The sequence below is a fragment of the Telluria sp. LT2P80 genome, assembly GCF_059685955.1.
On record NZ_JCASIO010000002.1, the window covers coordinates 658,331 to 685,256 of the forward strand.

General features: G+C 64.6%; 25 protein-coding genes, 1 pseudogene and 1 riboswitch. Of the genes and pseudogenes, 20 read left to right on the plus strand and 6 right to left on the minus strand.

Annotated elements, in window-relative coordinates; genetic code table 11:
* Positions 1-11: 11 nt before the first annotated feature.
* From hisC to cysM, 13 genes are all read left to right on the plus strand, one after another.
* Entirely contained in the window at positions 12-1,115 is a 1,104-nt protein-coding gene (gene hisC / locus AC56LW_RS09205) for a histidinol-phosphate transaminase (RefSeq protein WP_499633639.1), read from the plus strand.
* Positions 1,116-2,030, plus strand: coding sequence for a prephenate dehydrogenase (locus tag AC56LW_RS09210; RefSeq protein WP_499633641.1), 915 nt, complete (start codon positions 1,116-1,118; stop codon positions 2,028-2,030).
* Complete coding sequence (aroA, locus tag AC56LW_RS09215) at positions 2,027-3,358, plus strand: 3-phosphoshikimate 1-carboxyvinyltransferase (protein ID WP_499576630.1); 1,332 nt, start codon at positions 2,027-2,029, stop codon at positions 3,356-3,358. The genes AC56LW_RS09210 and aroA overlap by 4 nt, the downstream gene beginning before the upstream one ends.
* A gap of 18 nt (positions 3,359-3,376) precedes the next feature.
* Positions 3,377-4,039, plus strand: coding sequence for a (d)CMP kinase (gene cmk / locus AC56LW_RS09220; RefSeq protein WP_499633643.1), 663 nt, complete (start codon positions 3,377-3,379; stop codon positions 4,037-4,039).
* Between the two features lie 341 nt (positions 4,040-4,380).
* Positions 4,381-6,087: a 30S ribosomal protein S1 gene (rpsA, locus tag AC56LW_RS09225; protein ID WP_183550082.1), complete on the plus strand. Its 1,707-nt coding sequence runs from the start codon at positions 4,381-4,383 to the stop codon at positions 6,085-6,087.
* 26 nt (positions 6,088-6,113) lie between these two features.
* Positions 6,114-6,419 carry an integration host factor subunit beta gene (locus tag AC56LW_RS09230; RefSeq protein ID WP_183550085.1) on the plus strand — a complete coding sequence of 102 codons (306 nt, stop codon included), beginning with the start codon at positions 6,114-6,116 and terminating at the stop codon, positions 6,417-6,419.
* 153 nt (positions 6,420-6,572) lie between these two features.
* Positions 6,573-6,896 carry a LapA family protein gene (locus tag AC56LW_RS09235; RefSeq protein ID WP_183550089.1) on the plus strand — a complete coding sequence of 108 codons (324 nt, stop codon included), beginning with the start codon at positions 6,573-6,575 and terminating at the stop codon, positions 6,894-6,896.
* 13 nt (positions 6,897-6,909) lie between these two features.
* Entirely contained in the window at positions 6,910-8,085 is a 1,176-nt protein-coding gene (lapB, locus tag AC56LW_RS09240; RefSeq protein ID WP_499633645.1) for a lipopolysaccharide assembly protein LapB, read from the plus strand.
* A 38-nt stretch (positions 8,086-8,123) separates the two neighbouring features.
* Positions 8,124-9,092 (plus strand): D-glycero-beta-D-manno-heptose-7-phosphate kinase, encoded by a 969-nt coding sequence (rfaE1, locus tag AC56LW_RS09245; protein ID WP_499633700.1) that lies wholly within the window; start codon positions 8,124-8,126, stop codon positions 9,090-9,092.
* 111 nt (positions 9,093-9,203) lie between these two features.
* Complete coding sequence (locus tag AC56LW_RS09250; protein WP_499633647.1) at positions 9,204-9,551, plus strand: ComEA family DNA-binding protein; 348 nt, start codon at positions 9,204-9,206, stop codon at positions 9,549-9,551.
* Between the two features lie 89 nt (positions 9,552-9,640).
* Positions 9,641-11,035, plus strand: a complete 1,395-nt coding sequence (locus tag AC56LW_RS09255; RefSeq protein ID WP_332530740.1) for a M20/M25/M40 family metallo-hydrolase — start codon at positions 9,641-9,643, stop codon at positions 11,033-11,035.
* 15 nt (positions 11,036-11,050) lie between these two features.
* A complete protein-coding gene (locus AC56LW_RS09260; RefSeq protein ID WP_499633649.1) occupies positions 11,051-11,524 on the plus strand; it encodes a DUF4124 domain-containing protein in 474 nt (157 codons plus the stop codon).
* Between the two features lie 107 nt (positions 11,525-11,631).
* Positions 11,632-12,534, plus strand: a complete 903-nt coding sequence (gene cysM / locus AC56LW_RS09265) for a cysteine synthase CysM (RefSeq protein ID WP_499501472.1) — start codon at positions 11,632-11,634, stop codon at positions 12,532-12,534.
* 267 nt (positions 12,535-12,801) lie between these two features.
* On the opposite strand, the gene AC56LW_RS09270 is transcribed toward cysM, so the two are convergent.
* From AC56LW_RS09270 to AC56LW_RS09290, 5 genes are all read right to left on the minus strand, one after another.
* Positions 12,802-13,140 (minus strand): hypothetical protein, encoded by a 339-nt coding sequence (locus AC56LW_RS09270; RefSeq protein WP_183550106.1) that lies wholly within the window; start codon positions 13,138-13,140, stop codon positions 12,802-12,804.
* Positions 13,141-13,607: 467 nt separating this feature from the next.
* Positions 13,608-14,819 (minus strand): lytic murein transglycosylase B, encoded by a 1,212-nt coding sequence (gene mltB, locus AC56LW_RS09275; RefSeq protein ID WP_499633650.1) that lies wholly within the window; start codon positions 14,817-14,819, stop codon positions 13,608-13,610.
* Positions 14,816-16,831, minus strand: coding sequence for a transglutaminase TgpA family protein (locus tag AC56LW_RS09280; protein WP_499633651.1), 2,016 nt, complete (start codon positions 16,829-16,831; stop codon positions 14,816-14,818). Before AC56LW_RS09280 ends, mltB begins: the two co-directional genes overlap by 4 nt.
* Positions 16,828-17,820: a DUF58 domain-containing protein gene (locus AC56LW_RS09285; protein WP_499633653.1), complete on the minus strand. Its 993-nt coding sequence runs from the start codon at positions 17,818-17,820 to the stop codon at positions 16,828-16,830. The genes AC56LW_RS09280 and AC56LW_RS09285 overlap by 4 nt, the downstream gene beginning before the upstream one ends.
* The gene (locus tag AC56LW_RS09290) at positions 17,820-18,740 is read right to left on the minus strand and encodes an AAA family ATPase (RefSeq protein WP_332530745.1); all 921 of its coding nucleotides are present in this window, start codon (positions 18,738-18,740) and stop codon (positions 17,820-17,822) included. Before AC56LW_RS09290 ends, AC56LW_RS09285 begins: the two co-directional genes overlap by 1 nt.
* A gap of 215 nt (positions 18,741-18,955) precedes the next feature.
* Here AC56LW_RS09290 and AC56LW_RS09295 point away from each other — a divergent pair, with 215 nt between their 5' ends.
* From AC56LW_RS09295 to AC56LW_RS09325, 7 genes are all read left to right on the plus strand, one after another.
* Positions 18,956-19,888, plus strand: a complete 933-nt coding sequence (locus AC56LW_RS09295) for a histone deacetylase family protein (RefSeq protein ID WP_499633655.1) — start codon at positions 18,956-18,958, stop codon at positions 19,886-19,888.
* Positions 19,889-19,957: 69 nt separating this feature from the next.
* Positions 19,958-20,866 carry a hypothetical protein gene (locus AC56LW_RS09300; protein WP_499633657.1) on the plus strand — a complete coding sequence of 303 codons (909 nt, stop codon included), beginning with the start codon at positions 19,958-19,960 and terminating at the stop codon, positions 20,864-20,866.
* A 43-nt stretch (positions 20,867-20,909) separates the two neighbouring features.
* Entirely contained in the window at positions 20,910-22,058 is a 1,149-nt protein-coding gene (locus AC56LW_RS09305) for a hypothetical protein (RefSeq protein WP_499633659.1), read from the plus strand.
* A 322-nt stretch (positions 22,059-22,380) separates the two neighbouring features.
* Positions 22,381-23,301 (plus strand): ribosome biogenesis GTPase YlqF, encoded by a 921-nt coding sequence (ylqF, locus tag AC56LW_RS09310; RefSeq protein ID WP_499633702.1) that lies wholly within the window; start codon positions 22,381-22,383, stop codon positions 23,299-23,301.
* 25 nt (positions 23,302-23,326) lie between these two features.
* Positions 23,327-23,565: riboswitch (cobalamin riboswitch) on the plus strand.
* 68 nt (positions 23,566-23,633) lie between these two features.
* On the plus strand, positions 23,634-25,592 hold the full coding sequence (locus tag AC56LW_RS09315) for a TonB-dependent receptor (RefSeq protein WP_499633661.1): 1,959 nt from the start codon (positions 23,634-23,636) through the stop codon (positions 25,590-25,592).
* Positions 25,593-25,742: 150 nt separating this feature from the next.
* On the plus strand, positions 25,743-26,405 hold the full coding sequence (locus AC56LW_RS09320) for a thiol:disulfide interchange protein DsbA/DsbL (RefSeq protein WP_183550131.1): 663 nt from the start codon (positions 25,743-25,745) through the stop codon (positions 26,403-26,405).
* The gene (locus AC56LW_RS09325) at positions 26,402-26,731 is read left to right on the plus strand and encodes a hypothetical protein (protein WP_183550134.1); all 330 of its coding nucleotides are present in this window, start codon (positions 26,402-26,404) and stop codon (positions 26,729-26,731) included. The genes AC56LW_RS09320 and AC56LW_RS09325 overlap by 4 nt, the downstream gene beginning before the upstream one ends.
* 62 nt (positions 26,732-26,793) lie before the next feature.
* Here AC56LW_RS09325 and AC56LW_RS09330 read toward each other — a convergent pair.
* Positions 26,794-26,926 (minus strand): annotated as a pseudogene (locus AC56LW_RS09330) (IS1595 family transposase); the annotation flags it as partial.

Sequence of the window (26,926 nt, forward strand, 5' to 3'; positions counted from 1 at the left end):
GAGAGATTTTCATGTCGACATTTGGTCCTGAATACGTCCGTGCCATCGCCCCCTACCAGGCCGGCAAACCGATCGCCGAAGTGGCCCGTGAATATGGCCTCGACGAAGCGAACATCGTCAAGCTGGCGTCGAACGAAAACCCGTTCGGCATTCCGGCGTCGAGCCGCGCCGCGATGCTCGAAGCGGCAGCCGACCTGGGCCGCTACCCGGACGCCAACGGTTTTGACCTGAAGACCGCGCTGGCCAAGCGCTACGATGTGCCGCTCGAGTGGCTCACGCTCGGCAACGGCAGCAATGACATCCTCGAGATCGCGGCGCACGCCTTCGTCCAGAAAGGCGAAGCGGTCGTGTATTCGCAGTATTCGTTTGCCGTGTATGCGCTGGCCACGCAGGGCGTCGGTGGCCGCGCGATCGTCGTGCCGGCCGTCGACTACGGTCACGACCTCGATGCGATGGCGGCCGCCATCGATGCCGACACGCGCCTCGTGTACGTCGCCAACCCGAACAACCCGACCGGCACCTTCATCCCGGCCGCGCAGATCGAAGCATTCCTGCAAAAAGTGCCGGCGCGCGTGATCGTCGTGCTCGACGAAGCGTACAACGAGTACCTGGCGCCCGAACACCAGTTCGAGTCGAGCGCCTGGGTGCGCAAATACCCGAACCTGATCGTGTCGCGCACGTTCTCGAAGGCCTATGGCCTGGCTGGCCTGCGCGTGGGCTTTGCCATCGCGCAGCCAGCCGTCACCGATCTGATGAACCGGATCCGCCAGCCATTCAACGTCAACTCGCTGGCGCAGGCCGCTGCAGTCGCGGCGCTGAACGACACGGCGTTCCTGGACCAGGGCGCGCGCAACAACGCGGACGGCTATCGCCAGATGATCGCTGCCTTTGAAGAACTGGGGCTCGAGTACGTGCCGTCGTTTGGCAACTTCGTGCTGGTGCGGGTCGGCGACGACGACGGCGCCGGCGCGCGCGTGAACGTGGCGCTGCTCAAGCAGGGCGTGATCGTGCGCCCGGTCGGCAACTACGGCCTGCCGCAGTGGCTGCGCATCTCGATCGGCCTGCCGCAGGAAAACGCGGCCTTCATCGCGGCGTTGAAGAAGGCGCTCGGCTGAATGCTGGACAAGATCGTTATCGTTGGCGTCGGCCTGATCGGCGGGTCGTTCGCGCTGGCGCTCAAACGCGCCGGGCAGGTGCGGGAAGTGGTCGGCATCGGCCGCCATCCCGAGGCACTGGCCCGGGCACTGGCCCTTGGCATCATCGACCGGGTCTGTGACGACTACGCCGATGCGTTGAACGGCGCCGACCTGGTCATGCTGGCCGCGCCGGTGGCGCAGACGGGGTCGATCCTGGCCGCGCTGCTGCCGCACCTGGCGCCCGGCACGGTCATCACCGATGCCGGCAGCACCAAGTGCGACGTGGTTGCAGCAGCCCGCGCGGTACTCGGCGAGCGCGTGCACCAGTTCGTGCCCGGCCACCCGATCGCCGGCAGCGAAGCGAATGGCCCCGATGCCGCACTGGCCGGCCTGTACCAGGGCAAGAAGGCCGTGCTCACGCCATTGCCCGAGAACGCAGCAAGCGACGTCGAACGTGTCGCCGCCGCCTGGCGCGCCTGCGGCGCCGTGATCCACCAGTTGACGCCCCAAGACCACGACCGCGTGTTCGCTGCCGTCAGCCATCTGCCGCATTTGCTGGCCTACGCGCTGGTGGATGACCTCGCCGGCAAGCCGCACGCCGACATGCTGTTCCAGTACGCCGCCAGCGGCTTTCGCGACTTCACGCGCATCGCCGGTTCGTCGCCCGAAATGTGGCGCGACATCAGCCTGGCCAACCAGGCTGCGCTGCTGACCGAGCTGGATGCCTATCTGGCACAATTGACGACGATGCGGAGCATGCTGGCTGCCGGCGACGGGGCCGGATTGCACGATATTTATGCGAACGCGCAGCGCGCCCGCCACGAGTGGCAGATCGCCATCGAAGCTGGCCACGGGCAAAATGCGCTGCGCGCGCCTCTTCAGGAAAACACATGACGCAGCAAAAACACTATCCGCAGCATATCGACCTCGAACCCGTGCTGCACGCGCAGGGCGTGGTGCGGCTGCCGGGCTCCAAGAGCATCTCGAACCGCACGTTGCTGCTGGCCGCGCTGGCCGAGGGCACGACGACCATTCACGACATGCTCGCGTCGGACGACACGATGGTCATGCTGGGCGCACTGCGCTCGCTGGGCATCCGCTGGGATGAAGTCGACGAGCGCACGGTCATCGTGCATGGCAACGGCGGCGTGCTGCCCGAGCCTGCGGCCGATCTGTTCATGGGCAATGCCGGCACCGCGATCCGGCCGCTGACCGCGGCGCTGGCCGTCATCGGCGGCGACTACACGCTGCACGGTGTCTCGCGCATGCACGAACGCCCGATCGGCGACCTGGTCGACGCACTGAACGCCGTCGGCGCGCAGATCGAGTACACGGGCGAGCAGGGCTTTCCGCCGCTGCGCATCCGTCGCGGCCACATCACGGCCAACCGCATGGCCGTGCGCGGCAATGTGTCGAGCCAGTTCCTGACCGCGTTGCTGATGGCCGCGCCGCTGATGGCCACGACGCATCCGGTGTCCATCGATGTCGTCGGCGAGCTGATTTCCAAGCCGTACATCGAGATCACGCTGAACCTGATGCGCCGCTTCGGCGTCGAGGTCGAGCAGAATGGCTGGGCCTCGTTCACCGTGCAGCCGGGCCAGCGCTATCAAAGCCCGGGCACGATCCACGTCGAAGGCGATGCGTCGTCGGCGTCGTACTTCCTGGCCGCCGGCGCGATTGCGGGCGGGCCGGTGCGCGTCGAAGGCGTCGGTGAGCACAGCATCCAGGGCGACGTGCGCTTTGCCGATGCGCTCGAACGCATGGGCGCCATTGTCACGCGGGGCGAGAACTGGATCGAGGTGCAATCGAATGGTGTGCTGAAAGCCATCGACGCCGACTTCAACCACATCCCGGATGCAGCGATGACGATCGCGGTGGCGGCGCTGTACGCCGACGGCCCGAGCACGCTGCGCAATATCGCCAGCTGGCGCGTGAAGGAAACCGATCGCCTGAGCGCGATGGCGACCGAACTGCGCAAGGTCGGCGCCGAGGTGGAGGAGGGGCCCGACTACATTCGCATCACGCCGCCGGATGAGCTTAAACCCGCCACGATCGACACCTACGACGACCACCGGATGGCGATGTGCTTTTCGCTCGCGTCGCTGGACGGCAAGGCGCGGCGCGGCAATGCCATGAGGATCAACGATCCGAAGTGCGTCGCCAAGACCTTCCCCGACTATTTCGAAGCGTTTGCGGGCATTGCGCGCAACGAGCTGTTTTAATTGACCCGCCCCGAGCCCATGCCCAATTCAAACGTACCAGTCATCACCATCGACGGCCCGACCGCTTCCGGCAAGGGCACCGTGGCCAGCCGCATCGCCGACCGCCTGGGTTTTCATCTGCTCGACTCGGGCGCGCTGTATCGCCTGACGGCGCTGCAGGCGCTGCGCGGCGCGCTGCCGCTGTCGGACGAAGCGGGTATCGCGAAGCTGGCCCAGCAGCTGCCGGCGCGCTTCCGGGATGACGTGATCTACCTGGCGGATGAGGATGTAAGCCACGCGATCCGCGCGGAAGAGGTGGGCAATATGGCGTCGAAGATTGCCGCCTTGCCGAGCGTGCGCCAGGCGCTGTTTGACCTGCAACTGGGCTTTCGCCAGGCGCCGGGACTGGTGGCCGACGGGCGCGATATGGGCACGGTGATCTTTCCCACCGCCAAGCTCAAAGTGTTCCTCACCGCAAGTGCTGAGGCACGCGCGCAACGCCGGTATAAGCAATTGATTGACAAAGGCTTTTCTGCTAATATGAACGACCTGCTTGCAGATTTACGGGCTAGAGACGAACGCGACACCCATCGCGCAGTCGCTCCCCTGGTCGCAGCAGCTGATGCGCATATCCTGGATACCTCTGCGATGGGGGTCGACCAGGCGGTCGGGCAAGTCCTGGCCTGGTATGCGCAGAAATAAGACTTTGAATGGCGTGGTGGCGGTGGTGTCAACCGGTTGGAGTTCAAACCGTTAGACAGCAGCGCCTGAACGTCATTCCCGCGCAGGCGGGAATCCCGGTTCGATGCGTCACCATTGGCTTGAGTCATCGCCATGGTGGTTTGCAAGTAAATCTGGATCCCCACCTGGGTGGGGACGGTGGTCTCCCGGTTGGCATCTTCTTTGTTGAAGGTGGCACTTGAAGACCTTGTCCTTTGGTGCTTGCGACAGCATATTGGCCATCGCAAGCGTGTTTTAACCTAACCCAGTTCAGTCCGCACTATCGTCGGTCTGCTGGCTCACATGAAATAACCAACTTTTTTATGTCTACTGCAACTACCCAAGATACTGGTATGGAAAGCTTTGCCGCCCTCTTCGAGGAATCGCTGTCGCGTCAAGACATGCGTTCGGGCGAAGTCATTTCGGCTGAAGTCGTGCGTCTGGATCACAACTTCGTGATCGTCAACGCAGGCCTGAAGTCGGAAGCGTTCATTCCAATCGAAGAATTCAAGAATGACCAGGGCGAACTGGAAGTCGCAGTAGGCGACTTCGTTTCCGTGGCCATCGAGTCGCTGGAAAACGGCTTTGGCGACACCATCCTGTCGCGCGACAAGGCCAAGCGTCTGGCTTCGTGGCTGGCGCTGGAAAAAGCAATGGAATCGGGCGAAATCGTCACCGGTACCGTCAATGGCAAAGTCAAGGGCGGCCTGACCGTTCTGACCAACGGCATCCGCGCGTTCCTGCCGGGTTCGCTGGTTGACACCCGTCCAGTCAAGGACACGACCCCATTCGAAGGCAAGACCCTCGAATTCAAGGTCATCAAGCTGGACCGCAAGCGTAACAACGTCGTGCTGTCGCGCCGCGCTGTCATCGAAGCATCGATGGGCGAAGAGCGTCAGAAGCTGATGGAAACGCTGAAAGAAGGTACCGTGGTTACCGGTATCGTCAAGAACATCACTGACTATGGCGCATTCGTCGACCTGGGCGGCATCGATGGTCTGCTGCACATCACCGACCTGGCATGGCGTCGTGTGCGTCACCCGTCCGAAGTCCTGTCGGTTGGCCAAGAGATCACCGCCAAGGTCCTCAAGTACGATCAAGAGAAGAACCGCGTCTCGCTGGGCGTCAAGCAGCTGGGCGACGATCCATGGACCGGTCTGTCGCGTCGTTACCCACAGAGCACCCGCCTGTTCGGTAAAGTCACGAACCTCACCGACTACGGCGCATTCGTCGAAGTCGAGCAGGGTATCGAAGGTCTGGTCCACGTGTCCGAAATGGACTGGACCAACAAGAACGTGGCACCAAACAAAGTTGTCCAGCTGGGCGACGAAGTGGAAGTCATGGTTCTGGAGATCGACGAAGAGCGCCGCCGTATTTCGCTGGGCATGAAGCAGTGCAAAGCAAATCCATGGGACGACTTCGGCATGACCCACAAGAAGGGCGACAAGGTCAAGGGTTCGATCAAGTCGATCACCGACTTCGGCGTGTTCATCGGCCTGCCAGGCAACATCGATGGTCTGGTGCACCTGTCGGACCTGTCGTGGACCGAAGCCGGCGAAGAAGCCGTGCGTCGCTTCAAGAAAGGCGACGAACTGGAAGCCGTGGTTCTGGCCATCGACGTCGAGCGCGAGCGTGTTTCGCTGGGCGTGAAGCAACTGGAAGGCGACCCGTTCAACACCTACTCGTCGATGAACGACAAGGGTTCGCTGGTCACTGGCACCGTGAAATCGGTTGAGCCAAAAGGCGCCGTGATCTCGCTGAGCGAAGAAGTCGAAGGCTACCTGCGCGCTTCGGAAATCTCGCGTGACCGCGTTGAAGATGCTGGCACCCACCTGAAAGTCGGCGACACCGTCGAAGCTCTGGTGATCAACATCGATCGCAAGGCTCGCAGCATCCAGCTGTCGATCAAGGCGAAAGACAATGTCGATACGCAAGAAGCCATGAGCAAGCTGTCGAACGACAACAGCGCTGCTTCGGGCACGACCAGCCTGGGCGCACTGCTCAAGGCCAAGTTCGACAACAAGAACTAATCAGGTAAGCCCTGAGGAGCTTGCAGATGACCAAATCCGAGCTGATCAACCGACTGGCTGAGCGTTATTCTCAGCTGGTGGCAAAGGATGCGGAATTTGCTGTCAAGACCATCCTCGATGCGATGACCAACGCCCTGGCGACTGGGCAACGCATCGAGATCCGTGGTTTCGGCAGTTTCTCGCTGAACAGCCGTCCACCGCGCATCGGTCGCAATCCGAAGTCCGGCGACAAGGTGATGGTGCCCGAAAAACGGGTGCCGCACTTCAAGCCGGGCAAGCAGTTGCGCGAGCAGGTGGACGCGATGGTCGGGCAACCGATCATCAACGATTGAGTCAGTGCTTGCACCAAGAAACGGCATCCGCGAGGGTGCCGTTTTTTTTGGCCTGTCGGGTCAGCCAATGGCCCAACGCCGCACGCTATTTTGAAATATGATGGCGGATATGCGACACTTCGCCCTTACACCATTGTCTAGCGGAACCTGTTGATGAAATTCGTCTCGACCATTGTCGGATTTGTCCTGTTCATCCTGTTCTTCGGCTTCGCGCTGAAAAACACGAAAGAGGTCGACCTGCATTTTTTCCTCGACTATGAATTGCGCGGCCCCCTCGTGCTGATGCTGCTGGCGTTTTTTGTTGCCGGCGCCGCTTTCGGCATCCTCGCCCTGGCGCCGACCGTGTTCCGTCAGCGCCGCGAAAAATGGCAGCACAAGTACACCATCCAGGCTCTGCAAAGCGCCGCTGGTACCGGTGTGGTCGCCACCACGCCACCGCCGCCGGATGCGGTTCCACCGGTTGCACCCCGCCACTAACAACAAGAACACCATGGATTTCGAACTCTGGATGCTGCTTGGCATCCCCTTCTTCTTTGGCCTGGGCTGGCTCGCAGCCCGGGTCGACATCAACGAGGTGGTCTCCGAGTCGCGCACGCTCCCGCGCGGCTACTTCAAGGGCCTGAACCACCTGCTCAATGACCAGCCCGACAAGGCCATCGATTCGTTCATCGAGATCGTCAAGCTCGATCCCGAATCGAGCGATATGCACTTCGCGCTGGGCAATCTGTTTCGCCGCCGCGGCGAGACCGAGCGCGCCATCCGCGTGCACCAGAACCTGCTGGCGCGTCCCGACTTGCCGAGCGAAGAGAAAGCGCATGCGCAGTACGAGCTGGGCATCGACTACCTGAAAGCCGGTCTGCTGGATCGCGCCGAGGAATCGTTCAATGGCCTGGCCGACACGCCGTATGCGGTGCAGGCGCGCCGTTCGCTGCTGGAAATCTACCAGCGCGAAAAGGAATGGAAGCGCGCCATCGAGGCGGCCGAAGACTTGCAGGCGTCCGGCGCCGGCGCACGCCAGATCGAGATCGCCCAGCTCTATTGCGAACTGGCAGCCGACGCGCTGGTGCACATGGCACCGAGCGACGCGATGCTGCTGCTGGACAAGGCGCTGGAAGCGAATCGCCACAGCGTGCGCGCGACCATCCTGCGCGGCGACGCGCTGCTGGCCCAGGGCGACGTCGAAGAAGCGCTCAAGACCTGGCGCCGCGTGGAGCAGCAAAGCGTGCCACACGTGGCCCTGGTGGCCGCGCGCCTGATGGATGGCTACCGCAAGGTGGGCCGCCCGCAAGAGGGCGTGAACCTGCTGCGCTCCTACCTGGCCGAGGCCTCGTCGATCGACCTGATCGAAGTGGTGTTCAAGGCCGTGATCGAACTCGATGGCGTCGAAGCGGCCAAGGGCCTGGTGGTGGAAGAGCTGCGCCGCAATCCGACGCTCCTTGGCCTGGACAAATTGCTTGAAGCGCGCCTGATGGATGCACCTGCCCATGTCTGGGAAGAGCTGTCGATGGTCAAGAACCTGGTGCAGCGCTACACGCAGAAGCTGGCGCGCTATCAGTGCAGCCACTGCGGTTTCAAGGCGCGCCAGTTCTACTGGCAATGCCCGGGCTGCAACCGCTGGGATTCGTATCCGCCACGCCGCACCGAAGAACTCAATGTGATGAACTGACGGTTCATCGAACGATCTCAATGACAAGCGCTATGCCCATGACCCCGAGCCGCCTGCTGGTGGCCGACGAATATCGCCAGCAGGCGGCCCCTGAACTGTCCGCCGTGCGCCTGCTGGTGGTGGGCGACGTGATGCTCGACCGCTACTGGTTCGGCGACGTCTCGCGCATCTCCCCGGAAGCGCCGGTGCCCGTCGTGCGCATCGAGCGGCGCGAGGAGCGCCTGGGCGGCGCTGCCAACGTGGCGCGCAATGCCGCCGCGCTGGGCGCCTACACGGGCCTGCTGGGCGTGGTGGGGGCCGATGAGGCGGGCGATGAGGTCGAGCGCCTGCTGCAGGGCGCGGGCATCCACAGTTACCTCAAGCGCGACGACGCCATCTCGACCATCATCAAGCTGCGCGTCATCGGCCGCCAGCAGCAGATGGTGCGCATCGATTTCGAGGACGCGCCCACCGAGACCGTGCTGCGCGATAAGCTCAGCCAGTTCAAGGCGCTGCTGCCCGATTACGACGTGATCATCCTGTCCGATTACAACAAGGGCGCGCTGGTCAATGTCGCCGAGATGATTGCCTTGGCGCGCGCCGCCGGCAAGATCGTGCTGGTGGACCCGAAAGGCGACGACTTCACGCCGTACAAGGGCGCGAGCATCCTGACGCCCAACCGCGCCGAACTGCAGCGCGTCGTCGGTGGCTGGAAGAGCGAGACGCAGTTGCTCGAAAAAGCGCAGGCGCTGCGCGTGGAACTGGGCCTGGATGCGCTGCTCCTGACACGCTCCGAAGAAGGCATGAGCCTGTTCACGGCCGATGACGTGCTGCACGTAAACGCCGACGCGCGCGAAGTGTTCGATGTGTCGGGCGCCGGTGACACGGTGATTGCGACGCTGGCCACGATGCTGGGCACGGGCGCGCCGCTGGGCGAAGCGCTGGTGACGGCCAACCGCGCCGGCGGCATCGTCGTCGGCAAGCTGGGCACGGCCACCGTGACCCGCGACGAGCTGTTTCCGGGTTGAGTCGCACCTGATCTGCCTCAAGCCCGGCCCGTCAACGACGCGCCGGGCGATCCGTTGAAAGACCGATGGGCGGCGTCGCCGTCCAGCGTCTTCAACCAACGGAGAAATTCAATGATCAAGAAACTGATGCTTGCCTTTGCCGCACTGGCCGTCTCGGGGAGCATGGCGTTTGCCCAGGTCGACGTGAACAAAGCCGATGTCGCCGCGCTCGATGGCGTCAAGGGCGTGGGGCCGAGCATGTCCAAGGCCATCCTCGACGAGCGCGCCAAGGGCGAGTTCAAGGACTGGCCCGACCTGCAAACGCGCGTCAAGGGTCTGGGCGATAAAAAGGCCGCCAAGCTGAGCCAGTCCGGGCTGGTGGTCAACGGCAAGGGCAAGGAAGGTGTCGCCGCCAAGCCCGCCGCCGCCAAGGGCGACAAGTCGGCGGCCAAACCGGCAGAGACAAAAACCGCAACATGACATGTATTGACTGACAGCGTCACGGGCGCGTGGCAAGATGTTCCAGCTCTTCAAGATCGTGCTTGAACATCAATATCAGAAAGGTCGTCATGCCTCACGCCCGTGTTTCAACCGCCTTGTTGGCAGCCCTGCTGGCTGCTGCAGGCGTCGCTTCAGCTGCTACGCCAGTGGCCACGCCCGCCACACCGAAACAACCCGATATCACCGCGCAGCAAGCCCAGATCACGAAGATCCTCGGCGAAGTCTCGCAGCAGCGCATCGAAGGCCATATCCGCAAGCTGGTCAGCTTCGGCACGCGCCATACGATGTCCGAGACCGAGTCGCCAACGCGCGGCATCGGCGCTGCCCGTCGCTGGATCAAGGCCGAGCTCGAGCGCTGCGGCGCCGGCACGCCATTGCAGGTCACGTATGACAGCCACGTGGCGCCCGTTTCGGCCCGCATCACCAAGCCCACCGAGATCGTCAACGTCGTCGCGACGCTGCCCGGCACGCAGGCCGCTTCCAAAGAGCGCATGTACGTCGTCAGCGGTCACTATGATTCGCGCGCTTCGGACGTGATGGACGCCACCTCGGACGCGCCAGGCGCGAACGACGATGCATCGGGCACCGCCGCGATCATGGAACTGGCGTGCGTGATGGCCAAGTACAAGTTCGATGCGACGCTGGTGTTCATGGCCGTGGCCGCCGAAGAGCAGGGCCTGATCGGCGCCCGCCATTGGGCTGTCGGCGCGCGTGAAAAGAACTGGAACGTGGCCGGCATGTTCACCAACGACATCATCGGCAGCTCGAAGGGCGACGACGGCAAGGTCGACAACAAGCAGGTGCGCCTGTTCGCCCAGAGTATCCCGGCGACCAAGGAAATGAGCGAGGCCGTGCGCCAGCTGGTGGCCACGGGCGGCGAGAACGATTCGCTCTCGCGCCAGCTCGCGCGCCACACGAAGGAGCAGGGCGAGCGCTACGTGAAAGGCTTCAAGGTCAGCGTGATCCAGCGGCATGACCGCTATCTGCGCGGGGGCGACCACATGCCGTTCCTCGAGCAGGGCTACGCCGCGCTGCGCTTTACCGAACCAGCCGAAGATTTCGCGCACCAGCACCAGGATCTGCGCACCGAAAACGGCAAGGTGTATGGCGACACGATCGACCACGTCGACTTCGACTACATCGCCAAGGTCACACGCGTGAATGGCGCCGCGATGGCCTCGCTCGCAATGGCGCCTGCCGCACCGCAGGAGGTCAAGCTGCGCACTGCGGCCCTGACCAATGATTCGACCCTCGTCTGGAAAGCGAATGGCGAGCCCGATCTGGCCGGCTACCGCATCGTCTGGCGTGACACGACCAGCGCCAACTGGGAAGGTTCGAAGTGGGTTGGCAACGTGACGGAAGCCACGCTCGACCTGTCGAAGGACAATGTCTTCTTCGGCGTGCAGGCGGTCGACAAGGACGGTAACGTCAGCGTCGCGACGTATCCGCTGCCGCTGCGCTGAGCCGGTATCGCTACCGTGAAATCGTCCATCGTCATGTGCATCATTGCGGTGGGCGGGTGCGCACTCGCGTCGCCGGCTGCGGCGCAGGTCTACAAATGCGTCGATCCCAAAACCGGGGCCAAGACCTATTCCGACTCGGGCTGCGCCCGCAGCGCGCAGCGCACGACGATGGAGGCACTTCCGCCAGTCGTCACGCGTGCGCCGCAGGCAGCACGGCCTGCACCGGTGCAGGACTGGCGTGCAGACGACGCGCGTGCGGGCCTGCAGCCAGCCGTGGCCGAGCCGGTCGGCTCGATCGCGCCGCCGCAGGGTGACCCGAACTCGTACGAGTGCGAGCAGGCGAAGAGGAAACTGGCGGTGCGCCGAAGCCGCGTCACCAACTTTGCTTCCGATGCCAAAGAACCCATCATCGATGTCAACCGCATTTGCGGTTACTTCATGAATCCCAACCCCATGCCAGGCCAGCTGACGCGCCAGGGTACGCGCTGAACACCATTCCCTGCTGGCGTTTGCAGTCGTGACCGGCGGCTGCGCCGACGCCCGTGTGCGTCTCGGATTAAAATGGTGTTTTGGTATCGCAAGGAATAGAGAACGCAATGGCATACAAGACCATCGAATCCACGATCGGCAACACGCCGCTCGTGCAGCTGCAGCGCCTGCCGGGCGCGGAGTGCGCGGCCCGCAACAACATCATTCTGGGCAAGCTCGAAGGCAATAACCCGGCTGGTTCCGTGAAGGACCGCGCTGCGATGTCGATGCTGCGCGGCGCCGAACTGCGGGGTCAGATCAAGCCGGGCGACACGCTGATCGAGGCGACCAGCGGCAATACCGGCATCGCGCTGGCGATGGCTGCGGCCATCCTCGGCTACAAGATGATCCTGCTGATGCCCGACAATCTGTCGATCGAGCGGCGTCAGAGCATGGCCGCCTACGGTGCGCAGATCATCCTCACGCCAAAGACCGGCGGCATGGAATACGCGCGCGACATGGCCGAGCAGATGCAGAAAGACGGCCAGGGCATCATCCTCGACCAGTTCGCCAATGACGACAATCCACGCGCGCACTACGAGAGCACCGGCCCGGAAATCTGGCGTGACACCGAAGGGCGCGTCACGCACTTCGTCAGCGCCATGGGTACCACCGGCACCATCATGGGCGTGTCGCGCTATCTGAAGGAACAGAACGAGGCCGTGCGTATCATCGGCGCGCAGCCCGAAGAAGGCTCGTCGATCCCGGGTATCCGCAAGTGGCCCGAAGCCTACCTGCCCAAGATCTATGACAAGGCGCGCGTTGACCAGGTCGAGAGCGTGAGCCAGGCAGCGGCCGAGCAGATGGCGCGCCGCATGGCAGCCGAAGAGGGTATCTTCTGCGGCATCTCGGCCGCCGGCGCCTGTGAAGTGGCGCTGCGCATCGCGCAGACCGTCGAGAACGCGACCATCGTATTCATCGTCTGCGACCGGGGCGATCGCTACCTGTCCACGGGTGTGTTTCCTGCCTGAAGCAATGGCACGGCCAATGTGAATACCGCGTTGACTGTGCCCATAAAAAAAGCCGCCTGATGCCCGGGCGGCTTTGTGAATCAGTCCTTGGACTGCCTAGACCTTTCCATCGGCTCCAAGCCAATTTCCTTCGGTCGTCCGCCAATGCGGCGGCTCATACGCCCGCGCGGGCGTATGCACTACTGGTTCCGGCCGTACCATATGGCGACGGCCCGTTCAATCCTGGCCAGACGAACAACGCAGGCGCCCGGAAGCGCCCGGCGTTGCTCAGTCCTTCATTGCCGGGACTGCGCCTTCTTTTGGCTTGAACTGCTTGTCGCTGATGCGGAATTTTGCACGGCGATCGCCCATCAGGTAGCGCAGGTCGCGGATCGACAGGTCGCTCACCTCGTGCATGCGGATCAGCAGCGAGGCGCCGACTGGCAGGCGGTGGTGACGGATTTTCGAGATCACCGGCGGCGCCACTTCCAGTGCGCGCGACAGCGCTGCGTCGTTCTTCAGGCGCAGGTTCTCGATCAGCGTATCGAGCAGGCGATTCGGGTTGTACTGAAGCAGCTCGTCGCCTTCCGAATCGCTGTTCATATCAATGCCGACTTGGTTAGTCATGATTCATAGTCCTTAGGGGTTAGTGCGGAGTCATCAACATCTACAACGTCGAGTCCGGTTTTACTTTCGTAAATTTCTATTCAATTGTACAACTATTTCGATACCGATACTCATGAGCAAGCCGGAATCGTTTCTTTCGATTCGGTTATCGTTGTCTACTTGCAACAATAGCCGCAATGCAATTCTCTCATATAGTCACGTGAAACAACTATTGTTTTTTGATTAATCAATAGTGTACGGGCATCCAGCATTTGATGCCGCACAGTATGGGAATTGCTGACTTAATGGAAAGAAAATGGGGGGTATGACTACATTCGTAATATATTTACTACGAATAATGGCAAGATACCTGCGCATACCCCTGGGGAGTATGCGAGCGGGTGCTGGTCAGCAATATTGAAAGTTGGAGGGAAACTTGTTACAAAGGATTACAAAATTTCCCGCTTGGAAAGGGAGCGTGACGTGCCTCACTCTGGCCGGGCAGCGCGTACCGCACGTCCCAGGTCGACTACCGACATTGCATAGAAATAACTGCGATTGTATTTGGTGATGGCATAAAAATTATCGTTGGCGACCCAGTACTCGGTCGGCTCAGCGCCATTTTGCAGGTCAATTAAACCGTACAGGTTCTCCGCCGGCAGCGGCGTGCTGGTGACCACGCCAGCAGCGCGCAGCGCTTCCGGTTTCAGCGTCGCTTCCAGACCGAGTCCGAGCAGCGATTCCCAGGCGCGTGCTGGCGAGACGTCGGCGGCGTACGCGGTCGGCCCGCGGTGCTCGGGGTTCCAGCCATGCTGGATCAGGAAGTTGGCGACGCTGCCGATTGCATCGACGCTGGAGCCACGCAGATCGACGCGGCCATCGTTGTCGAAGTCCACACCGTATTTGAGGATGTTGCTCGGCATGAATTGCGGCAGACCGACTGCACCGGCGAACGAGCCGAGCAGCGAGAACGGGTCGTAGCCGCGCTCGCGTGCCAGCACCAGCGTGTTGGCCAGCTCATCGCGGAAGAACGCCTGGCGCGCAGCCTGGTTCGGTGCGGCCGGATAGGCGAACGCCAGCGTGGTGAGCGAGTCGAGCACGCGGAAGCGCCCGGTGTCGCGGCCATAGATGGTTTCGATGCCAATGATGCCGACGATGATCTCGGCCGGCACGCCATACGCTGCTTCGGCGCGCTTGAGCGCTTCGGCGTTGGCTTCCCAGAAGCGCACGCCGGCGCGGATGCGGATCGGCTCGATGAAGCGGGCGCTGTAGGCTTGCCAGTTCTTCGGCTTGCCCGGCGGCGCCGGCTTGACCAGCTGCACGGCCGTATCGATGTAGCGCACCTGGCCAAACAGCGTCTCGAGCGCCGCGCGTTCAAAGCCGTGCTGCGTCACCATTCCGTCGATGAATTCGCGCACCGGTTGCCATTCCAGAAAGTTGACGTGCTCGTTGTCGGTATCGACGACGCTGGCCACGGCGGCGCCGGCTGCCGCGACTGGCACAGCCTTGGCGGCCGTGCGGCGCGCCTTGGACGATTTGGCGTTCGTCGACTTGGCTTTCGCTGCGGCTTTGGCTTTGGCGGCCTTGGTCTTGGCTTGCGCGCTGCGCGCCTGGCTGTCGGAAGAAGGGGCGGCGAGCGCATCGCCATGCGCGCTGGCGGCAAGCGCGAGCGCGGCGAACAGGGTAACAATTAATTTCATCTGACTTGCGACAATAGACGTTTCAAGGTGGTGTGGAGCCGGGGATCGGCTGCGGGCGCGGCGTAGCGCCAGGCGCTGTAACGACGCAGGAAGGCGATGGCGGCCTCGCGGGCGGGCGGGCTCAGGGGCTGCGCGCCGGCGGCGGTAGCAGCGTCGGTGGCGAGGATGCGCGCCGCGTAGGCGCTGGGCCCTTCGTCTTGTGCGCGCGGCAGGCCGGCCTGGCCCAGGCGCTTGCACAAGACCGAGTATAGAGCATCGATCGGGTCGATTTCGCGACGGCGCCGCAAAATTTTCATGCCCCACCAGGCCAATCCGGCCAGCACCAGCGCGACGCCGAACGGCCAGCCGAGCAACTTGTCCTGCAAGCCCTGCACGACGCTGCGCTGGCGTTCCGGCGTGTAGTTCAGTACCCACTGGTTCCAGCCGTTGTTGAGCGCGCCCATCGCGTTACGCACATCGGCCAGCCAGGCGCCGGCTTGCAGTCCGAACGGGTTCACGCCGCGCAGCGCGTCGATGCCGAATGGCGCGGGCCGCTCCGTGGCCCGGTTCGTCCCCGACTGCACGCGCTCCGGCGCCACCGCCGCCGTCGGATCCACGCGCAACCAGCCGCGGCCCGCGATCCAGACTTCGGCCCAGGCGTGGGCATCCGACTGGCGCACCGTCATGAAGCCGTCGATGGGATTGAGCTCGCCCCCCTGGTAGCCGGTCACCACGCGCGCCGGCACGCCGGCCGCGCGCATCAAAAACACGAACGCGCCCGAGTAATGTTCGCAAAAGCCGGAGCGCGTCCCGTACAGGAATTCGTCGACCGTATGGCGCCCCAGCAGCGGCGGGGCCAGCGTGTATTCAAACGGCTGCTCGCGGAACTGGCGCAGCACGGCGTCCACCCGTGCGGCCGGGTCGCCCAGCGCGCGCAAGGCCATGCCGGCAGCCAGTGCGCGCGGGTTGAAGCCATACGGCAGCAGCAGCCAGCGATTGGTGTCAGCGAGCACAGGACCATTCTGCAGCGCATACTCGACATGCGAGCTGGCGCGGTAGCGCACGCGGCTCGCCAGCGGCGTGTCGGCCGTCAGTTCGAACTGGGGCGAGATGCGCAGCTCGTGGCCCGGCACGACGGGCAATTCGCCCGGCATCTCGAGCGCGAACACCCAGCGCGACTGAGATGGTTCGAGCGTGACTTCGTATTCCAGTCCCGGCCCGCCGACCGACAGGCGCAGGTTGCGGCCCGATGCGATGTTGTCGCCGCGACGCCAGGTCAGGCCATCGAAGGCGTCGAGCACGGGGCCGCGCCAGTACAACTGGGGCGGCAGTGGCGGGCGGCCAAAGAAGCGTACCCTGAACGCCGGTTCTTCGGACAGCGCCAGGTTCGACATCTGGCCCGGCGCCATCTGGTCCGACAAGCCCGAGGTGCCGGCGCCCGGGCCGCCCGGCATGCTCCACAGCGGGCCCTGGATGCGCGGGAACACGAAAAACAGCGCGATCGCAATCGGCGCCGCAAAGGCCAGCATGCGCGCGGCCATCGCCAGGCGCGTGCGCAGCGGCGGCACCGCGCCGGTGAACTGGAACGACAGCTGCGTGGCCAGCAGCAGCAGCACCGACGCGATCATCATGATGGCCGTGCCGATCCCCTGCGCGTAAAAGAAGTTGGTGAGCACCAGGAAGAAGCACAGGAACACCACGACGAACAGGTCGCGCCGCGCGTGCATCTCGAGCATCTTGAAGGCCACCAGCAGCACCAGCATCGCCACGCCGGCATCCTTGCCGAGCAGCGTGTCGTAGCTGAACTGCACACCGACCATGGCGGCAATGGCGATCGGCAGCAGGACGATGGTCCTGGGCATGCGCTTGCCGCGCAGCGTGATGGCGGCGCGCCAGCCCAGCGTGGCCGCGCACAGCAGCGACACCCACCACGGCAGATGCAGTGCGTGTGGCGCCAGCACCAGCACCGCGCTCCCCAGGAGCAGGAGTGTGTCGGCCTTGTCGCGTGGCAGCGGAGTACGCAGGACGTTCATGCGCGGCCCTCGATGCCGTACAAAGCGAGCGCGCGCAGGCATGCGGCCTGGTGCGCCGCGCCGCTGCCGGCATCGATGCGCACGGCGCCCAGGTAGAAGGCATAGGGCAGGGCGCGGCTTTCGGCATCCAGCACCCAGCGCGTCAGGCGCGCCAGGCGCAGTTCGATGTCAAGGTTGCGTGGCAGGCGGTCGAAGTCGAGCACCAGTTCGTCGCCGCCACCGCCTTCGAAGTGTTTCGTCACCAGCTGGCCGCCGATGCTGGGATCGAGCCGCGCGATCTGGCGCCAGGCCATCTGGCGCGGCGAGTCGCCCGCCTGGTAATTGCGCACGCCGGCAAAGTCGTCATGGCCGGCCGTGCGCACGCTGTTGCCGCCGCCGCCCTGCAGCGGCAGGCCGGGTGCGCCGTCTTCGGGGCGTGGGTAGACCAGCACGCGCGCGGCCGGCCGCCAGTAGCTCCAGGCGACGAACAGGCCAAGGGGAAAGCGCGTCGACAGCTTCACGCGCGCCGGCGCCGCCCAGCCACGCGCCGTGGTCGGCAGCGTGAGGGTGACGGTGGCCTGCGTGCCGGCGGCGATGTCGGCGACGTGGCGTGGCTCGGGCCAGTCGGCAAAGTCGGCCCGCACGGCGTAGCGCGCCAGGCGCGTGCGGTTGATCACATGCAGCTCGAACTGCGCGACCTCGCCCGCGAACACGGGCGCCGTGCGGCCCTGTTGCAGGCGCAGCTGCGCCAGATTGCGGTAGGTGCCGACCATGTCGACCAGTGCGCACGACAAAGCCAGGAAGGTGAGGCCGAAGCCCAGGCCCAGCCCGTAATTGACCGAGCCGACCAGCAGCACGGCCAGCAGCAGCACGAAGCCCAGGCCCGCGCGCGACGGCACGATGAACACGCGGCGCTGGCTGATGACCACCTCGCCCGCGTCGAGTGCGCCGCCGCGCGGCAGCCATGTGCCGGCCGTGCGGCGCAACCAGCCCCGTAGCGCCAGCGCCATCAGACCGGGACCGCCTTTTGCAGTTGCAGCACCAGGTCGCGGCTGGCCAGCGCGGTGCCGTGCGCGGCGCGCAGTGGCCGCAGGCGGTGCGCACAAACCGGCACCAGCACGGCCTGGATATCTTCGGGGATCACGTGATCGCGCCCTTCGAGCGCAGCCCAGGCGCGCCCGGCCTGCAGCAGCGCGATCGCGGCGCGTGGGGACAGGCCTTCGGCGAACATGCCGTTCTGGCGCGACGCCTGCGCCAGCGCCTGCACATACGTGATCAGCGCGTCTGACGCGTGGATCGTGCGCAGCTGATGCCGTGCCGCGGCCAGCTCGGTGGCCTGCATCGCCGGCTGCAGGGTCTTGAGCATCGCGCGCCGGTCTTCGCCCATCAGCAACGCGCGTTCGGCGGCGGCGTCCGGGTAGCCCAGCGTCAGGCACATCAGAAAGCGGTCGAGCTGCGACTCGGGCAGCGGGAACACGCCGACCTGGTTGGCCGGGTTCTGCGTGGCGATGACAAAGAAGGGCTCGGGCAGCGCGCGCGTGACGCCATCGGCCGAGACCTGGTGTTCTTCCATGGCTTCGAGCAGGCCCGACTGGGTCTTGGGCGTGGCGCGGTTGATCTCGTCGGCCAGCAGCACCTGCGTGAAGATCGGACCAGGGTGGAACACGAACTCGTTCTTTTCGCGCTCGTAGATCGAGATGCCGGCCACGTCGGCCGGCAGCAAATCGCTCGTGAACTGTACGCGGTTGAAGCGCAGGCCCAGCGAAATGGCCAGCGCGTGCGCCAGCGTGGTCTTGCCGACGCCCGGCAGGTCGTCGAGCAGCAGGTGGCCGCCGGCCAGCAGGCAGGTCAGGGCCAGGCGCACTTGCTGGTCCTTGCCGACCACCACCTGGTTGACCTGGCGTGCGACGGCGTGCAATTTGTTGAACATGGTTGGCTTTACGTTATTCGGTACATGGAACAGGTTGGCGAACCTGGCGCGCATGCATGATTGACAAGGCGGCACAGCAGCGCTGTGGCCTGCCGTGGTAGATTAGCGTCATTGGCAATCTTCATACGTCGACAGCAACAGCCGTCCCAAGGGATTCTATGCGAGAACGGCGCGGCAAGGTGTGAATGGATGAGCACAGGCGGAGACCGAGCATCATGAGTACAGCGATTTACAGCCACCCCGACTGCCTGCGGCACGAGATGGGCGATTGGCATCCCGAGTCCCCGGCCCGCCTGCGGGCGATTGACGACCAATTGATCCTGGCGCGCCTGGATGGCCTGATCGAGCAGCGCAGTGCGCCGCTGGCCGACACCGCGCAGATCCTGCGCAACCACACGGCGGGCGCGCTGGCGCTGGTGCGCGATCATGTGCCCGCCACGCCGGGCGACTACTACCCGCTCGATGGCGATACGTCGCTCAACCAGTACAGCTACCAGGCGGCGCTGCGCGCAGCCGGCGCCGCGGTGGCGGCAACCGACGACGTCATCGCCGGCACGGTCACCAACGCCTTCTGCTCGGTGCGCCCGCCGGGCCACCACGCCACGCCGACCGAGCCGATGGGCTTCTGCCTCTTCAACAACGTGGCCATCGCCGCGCGCCACGCGCTCGAGGCGCATGGGCTGAAGCGCGTGGCGATCATCGACTTCGATGTCCACCACGGCAACGGCACGGCCGACGCGTTTCGTGACGATCCGCGCGTGCTGATGGCGAGCTTCTTCCAGCATCCGTTCTTTCCCTACACCGAGCCCGAACCGATTACCGCCACCTGCGTGAACGTGCCGGTGCCGGCGCGCTGCGAGGGCGACACCGTGCGCCAGCTGGTGCAGGAGCAGTGGCTGCCGGCGCTGCATGCTTTCAAGCCGCAGATGATTTTTGTCTCGGCCGGCTTCGATGGCCATCGCGACGACGATATGGGCGGCATCGGGCTGGTCGAGGCGGACTATGCGTGGATCACGCGGCAGGTGCTGGCGGTGGCCAACCAATACGCCGGCGGGCGGATCGTCAGCTGTCTCGAAGGCGGCTACGAGCTGTCGTCGCTGGCGCGCAGCGTCGTGGCGCACCTGAAGGTGCTGGCCGATCTCGAATAGCCGGGAACCGCGGCGGCATTCTGCTCTCTAACGTAGCACCGGCACGCGCCGGGCAGCGAGGAGACCAGCATGAGCGAGGAGACCAGCATGAAACACCGCCGCATCCCGTACGCCCTCTACATCTTCTGCACCCTGTGCCTGCTGCTGGCCAGCACCGTGGCGGGCGCCACCAACTACACGCTCTGGATCAACGGTCGCAGCGGCGGCGGCGCGCCTGGCAACTACAGCGACTTTCGCTACTGGGGCCCGGCCGCTACCCCTGCCGGCGTCAACAAGCAGGCAGTCAACTGGGATGGCCGCAGCAGCATTGCCTCGCAAAGCGGGCGCGTGCGCGATGCGCTCGACTGTTTCTGCACGGGCCAGAACTGGTGCTATGTCGCCGCCTATAGCGCGGGCGACCTGCTGCTCGGGTACACGCTGGCCAATGACGGCGGTTCGGCGCGCGCCGTGACGAACGCCAGCGCGAACGCCAGCGGTGTATGCGCCGCCAGCGGCGGCGTGCAGACCGGCTGGAACCTCAAATGGGTGCGCGTTGCGGCTGGCGCGGCGGGCGGCTCCGAGCTCGCCAACGCCGGCGCCTGGACCACCTCCGAGCCGCTCGTGCAAGACCTCAAGACCAGCACCGCGCGCGCCATGTACAACCACAACGACACCCGCAACGTCTGGTTCTATCGCTACGCGGGCGCGCGCGGCACCGCGTACTCGTTCCTGCTACGGGGCCAGGACGACGAAGTCGTGGCCTACCACAGCAGCGGCGGCGTGGCCGGCAATGCAGGCCGTTCGCTGTGTAATCCGGGTGACTGGCTGTGCGACGATTTGCGCCTGGGCACCGCGCCAAACCAGGGCGGGAGTGTCAAGTGGAGCTGGCACTCGGTCGTGTTCCGCGACGACGGTGAACGCTTCAACCACTATGGCGACGGCAACTGGGCCGGCATCATCGGAGTCATGCGTGACGCGATGGTCGATACGGCCAACTAGGCGCCGCCTCGTTTGGCTGGCACTGTTTGTCGCCGGTGCGCTCATGGTTGGACTGTTCTGGCGCGAGGACGATCCGGCGCTGCCACTTGCAGCGTCGGCGCCGCCGGCTGGATTGCATTTTCTCGGGCCGGTGCCGGTCATGACCCCCGCCGGCGACGACCGTACCGTGCGCCGCCGTCAGCTTGCCGGGCAGGTTCGATTGACGCAGCACACCTATTGCAGCTACCTCCAGCACACCCGCTACCCGCATGCATCGCGTCCGGCCGCGCAGCATCCCGACCAGCTGTATCCGAACCAGCCGGTGCGCGAATCGAACCCGATGCGCATCGATGGCGGGGACAGCGATCCGGGCGTGCTGGTGCAGACCGCGCAGTCGCGCGTCTACCTGGCGGCGGGCGAGACGGTCGAGTTTTCGCTGCGCGCCGTCGACGCGCACGGCGCCGCGCTGCCGCTGGTGGTCACGCGCGCACTGGCCCAGGGCATGGGCGCCACGGGCAATCGCCCCGCGCCCCGTGTAACGCTGGCGTTTTCGCAGGATGATGACGGCCACTGGCGCGCCACGTTCGCGCCGCAGGCGGGCGCACTGGCCGGCTTTCACGGCACCATCCGCAGCGAAGTGCGTTTCAGCGCGGCCGGCCGTGCGGGTGTCGTGTTGTTCGACGTGATTTATTCGCCCGAGTTGCCGGCCGTGTGGGCGGGCGCGCCGCGTGAAGCGATCGGCGCGGACGCCCTTGAGTTCACGCTGCCGCTCGATGTGCGCCTGGCTGGCCGCTACGTGGTCAGCGGCCGCATCGACGATGCGCTTGGCCGCCCGTTTGCGCTGGCGAGCTTCAACGAGCTATTGGGGCAGGGCATGCAGTCGGTCGCGTTGCGCGTGCACGGCAAGCTGCTGCACGACGCCGATCCTGCGCCGCCATTGCCGCTCGTGCTGCGCGATGTCGAAGGCTATCTGCTGCGTGAGAACGCGGATCCGGATCGGCTGCTGCTGGCGCGCCGTGAGGGCCCCGTGCTGGTGAGCCGCACGCTGTCGCTGGCCGGCGTGCCCGATCACGTATGGCAGAGCGAGGAACGGAGCCGCTACCTGGCCGAGTATGCGAAAGACCGCGCGGCGGCGCGCGAGCGCTTGGCGGCGTTCGATCCGGCGGCCACCTTGCCGCCTCTTGAATGCAGCGAACCGGTGCTGGTTCAGTAAGGCACCAGCGGCAACTCGACCAGCGCGGACACCGCGATGGCGCAGCACAGCAAGCCGACGCCATACCAGCGCACCATCGATCGTTTCAGTCTGTCCCGTGCGCGCATATGTCGTCTCCGCTGCGTCCCGCCACCATGCGTGGCCAAGGGCCAGTGTGCACGCCGAATATGTCAACAGTGTTGCAACGGCTCAACGTCATGTGCAAGAGAAAGACCAGCTGTGGCGGGTTCGCGACGCCCGCGCGCGCCACCAGCGTAAAATAGCACCTTGAACGAAAGATAAAGAAAGCAACAGCATGTCGATACAATGGTTCCCGGGCCACATGAACGCGGCCAAGAAGGAAGCGGCCGAGCAGATGGAGAACATCGATCTGGTGATCGAAGTCCTCGATGCACGCCTGCCCGAGGCGAGCTGCAACCCACTGGTGGATCAGTTGCGCAAGTTCCGCCAGCGTCCCAGCCTCAAGATCCTGAACAAGATCGACCTGGCCGATCCGGTCGCCACCGCCGCCTGGAAAGCCTATTACGATGCGCAGGAAGGCGTGACCGCCTACCCGATGACGACCAAGAAGCCGGCCGACGTCGCCCGTATCCCCGATCTGGCCTTGTCGCTGGCGCCGCACCGCGGCGTGCCGACCAAGCCGCTGCGTATCATGATCATGGGCATTCCCAACGTCGGCAAATCGACGTTGATGAACGCGCTGCTGAAAAAACGCGTGGCCAAGGTGGGCGACGAGCCGGCCGTCACCAAGGTCCAGCAGCGCCTGTACCTGAACAAGAACGTGGTCCTGGTCGACACGCCCGGCATGCTGTGGCCAAAGATCGCCATGGCCACCGATGGCCTGATGCTGGCGGCAAGCCATGCCATTGGCACCAATGCGCTGGTCGAAGAAGAAGTGGCCGAATACCTGGGCGAGCTGCTGCTGCAGCGCTACCCGCACCTGCTCACCGCGCGCTATGGCCTGAAAACGGAGGGCATGGATGGTGTCGGCGTCATCGAAGGCGTGGCGATGCGCCGGGGCTTCCGTGTACGCGGCGGTGAGTACGACTACGAAAAGGCGGCGCACTCGCTGCTGCAGGATTACCGCCAGGGCGCCCTGGGCCGCATCAGCCTGGAAACGCCGGATTCGCGCGCAGCCAGCCTGGTCCTGCACGCGGCCGAAGTGGCCGAGAAAGCCCGCCTGGCCGCCGAGAAGCTCGCTGCCAAGCTCGAAGAGCAGTCGCGCGGCAAGCGCGGCAGCTGACCCGCCAGGGCGCGTGCCGACACGGTATAATCGCGCCGTTTTGGTGCTCTCGCGCGCATTCCAGCGCGCGAAGTTAAACGGGAAACACGACAGGGCTGCGCCGCGCGCCGTCCTGGAAGTGTGCTGCCCCCGCAACGGTCAACAAGCGCCGCGTCCGCACATCCTGCGCCGCGGCAGACAATCTCGATAACCACTGTCCGCACGACAGGAAGGTGAGGGCGTCCGCTTGCCAGCCCGGATACCGGCCAGGACAGGTGGAAGCGCAAGGCGCTTCCTTCGACGCCAGGCTGCGGGGACGCAGCGGGGCGCCCTTTACCGAGAACACACTCATCATGACTTTTGCAGCTCCCGCGCGCCGCGCGCCCCTCGTTGTGGCGTGCGCCTTCGCCGTGTCCACCTTCGCCACCATCGCCACCGCACAGGAAACGCTGGCGCCGGTCGTCGTCACCGCCGCCCGCTTCCCGGCCACCGCCACGCCAATCGGCGCCACCGTGATCACCGCTGACCAGATCCGCAGCGCCGGCGTGGCCGACGTCAACGCGGCCATCCGCAAGATTGGCGGCGTCTTCGGTCGCCAGAGCCTGGACGGCTCGCCCGACTTCAGCCTGGACCTGCGCGGCTTCGGCACCAACAGCGCGCAAAACGTGGTCGTGATGGTCGACGGCGTGCGCCTGAATGAAAATGAGCTGGCCAGCACGGTGCTCTCGAGCATCCCGGTCGACACGGTCGAGCGCATCGAGATCACGCGCGGCGGCAGCAGCGTGCTGTACGGCGATGGCGCCACCGGCGGCGTGATCCAGATTTTCACCCGCCGTCCGCAAGGCAGCGGCACGCGCGGCACCCTGTTCGTGGAAGGCGGGCGCTTCGATGCGCTCGACCTGCGCGCCTCGATCGCGCATGGCGCCGGCCCGTGGTCGTTCGACGCCGCCGTGGCCGACCGCCGCACCGACAACTACCGCGACAACAACAAGTACGAGCAGACGAGCTTCAGCGGCGGCGTGCAATATGCGTACGCCTCGAACGGCCGCGCTGGCCTGCGTTTCGAGAGCTCGCGCTCGGACTCGCGCCTGCCGGGTTCGCTGAACGAGGCACAGTTCCAGGCCAACCCGACCCAAAGCAACACGCCGGATGATTTCGGCTCGCTCGACACCGACCGTGTCAGCGCGTTCGTCGAACACCGCATCGGCGCCATCGAACTGGCGGCCGAACTGTCGCACCGCGAGCGCGATGTCGGTTCGACATATGTGTTCTCGGGCTTCCCATCGGCCTTGCGCTACCAGTCCGAGCAGACCCAGTTCTCGCTACGTCTGCGCCACACAGCCACGCTCGGCGACAAGCGCAATGAATTCGTCACCGGGATCGACCTGACCCGCTGGGATCGCCAAGTAACGTCGAGCTTCTCGGCAGGCGACGCCAAACAGGCGTCCAAGGCGATCTACGTGCGCGACGAACTGACCTGGAACGCGCCGCACAATGCGCGCCTGGCCGTTGGCGCGCGCCATGAACGTTTCGACAAGGACTACGCCGACCCGCTCGCGTTCACCGCCCCGGAAGACACCGAGCAGTCGGTCAATGCGTTCACGGTCGAAGGCAGCTTCGACGTCGCGCGCGACGTGACCGTGTTCGCCAAGGCCGGCCGCAGTTACCGCATCGCCAACATCGACGAAAACTCGTACCGCGCCACGACGGACGTGCTGGCGCCGCAAACCTCGCGCGACCTCGAACTGGGCGTCGCCTTCGGCAACGACGCGCGCAAGGCCACAGCGCGCGTGTTCCGTCACCGCCTGACGAACGAAATCTTCTTCGATCCGACGCTGGCCGGCGGCTTTGGCATCAACACCAATCTCGACCCGACCCGTCGCCAGGGTGTCGAAGTCGAAGGGCAGGCGCTGCTGGCGAACAACCTGCGCCTGACCGGTGCCTGGCAGTACGTGCAGTCCGAGTTCCGTGATGGCCCGAACGCCGGCCGCGAGATGGTGCTGGTGCCGAAACACGTCGTGACGACGCGCCTGGCCTGGACGCCGGGCAATGGCCAGAGCGCCGATGTCGGCGCGCAGTGGGTGGCCAGCCAGCGTTTCGGTGACGACTTCGCCAACAGTTGTGACGCCCGCGTGCCGTCGTACACGACGGTCGACGCCCGCTATGCGCGCCGCTTCGGCCCATGGGAAGCGTCGGTATCGGGCCTGAATCTGCTCGATCGCCAGCACTACAGCTATGCGTTCAGCTGCCGCGCCGGGATTTATCCGAGCGATGGCCGACAGCTGAAGGTGTCGCTGCGTTACGACTTCTGATCCATGTTCTGCCGGGCGCGGACGGCTGATGTATTTGCATGCATGTTTCAGCGGTAAGCAAATGCAATAAATCGCGCCCTGCAGACAGGGAAAGGGCAAAAAGTGGTAATCTCGCGATCGTTCGCTCAATCATATATGTGGAAGGATGTTATGCGCACTCTGCGTTTTGCCCTCGTTGCTGCCGCCCTGGTTGCCGGTTTCGCCAATGCTTCGCCGACTGATCCACGCGTCGGTTCCGAATACACCGTGCTGGCCGCGCCGCAGCCGACCCAGACCGTCGGCAAGAAGGTCGAAGTCGTCGAATTCTTCGCCTACCACTGCGGCGCCTGCAATGCGTTCGAGCCGACGCTCAATGCATGGATCAAGAAGCAGGGTGACAACATCGTGATGCGCCGCATCCCGCTGCCATTCCAGGGCCCAAGCGACCCGGAAGCACGCCTGTTCCTGACGCTCGACGCCATGGGCAAGCTGGAGCAGTACCATGACCGCGTGTTCCGCGCCGTGCACGTCGAGCGCAAGCGCCTGATGAAGGATGAGGACATCATCGCCTGGGCAACCTCGAACGGGCTGGACAAGGCCAAGTTCATGGAAGCCTGGAACTCGTTCGGCGTGCAGACCAAGCTCAAGCGTCTGCCGGCTGTTGCCGAAGCGTACAAAGCAAGCAGCACGCCGACCGTCGTCATCGATGGTAAATACGTCGTGTCGCCGGCTACTGTGGCACAATCGAACAAGATCCAGGACATGGGCCAGCTGATGACGGCCACTGGCCAGGTCCTCGATGCACTGGTAACGAAAGCAGCCCAGACCAAATGACCAACGACGTCGAACGCGATATCCTCAAGATCTATGAAGGGTCACGGCCCAAAGAGGAAGAGCTGTTTGAGACCAGCCGCGTGAACCATGTCGCGTGGTCGCTGGCGGCGATCTTCGCCCTGGTGGCCATCTGGCTGGCCATCGCGCTGGTCAATGCCGAAAACCAGCGTCATGCGCTGGCGACGAACAAGTGCCCCGACATGGTCTTCAAGTCCGGTGTCGACAAGGCCTGTCTCGTCACGGTCAATTCGCGCGATCACTGGTGGCAGCATCTGTGGCATGCGGTGACGAATGTGCGTCCGCTGCCGAGTAATGTCGGGCAGTAAAGGTTGTTGGTAGCAAGTTGAACGGCGTCCGATGGACGCCGTTTTTCATGGCTCAGTCAGTGTTATCTGTTGATGACACTGATAGCAATGCAAAGCAATTGCTCCGGCAAAATAACTCGCTTTCCATCCAGCGCCCAGCGCCAGCCCAGGTAATTGGTCAGGTAGCGCGACGCCACGCCGCGAAAGCCCTGTAGC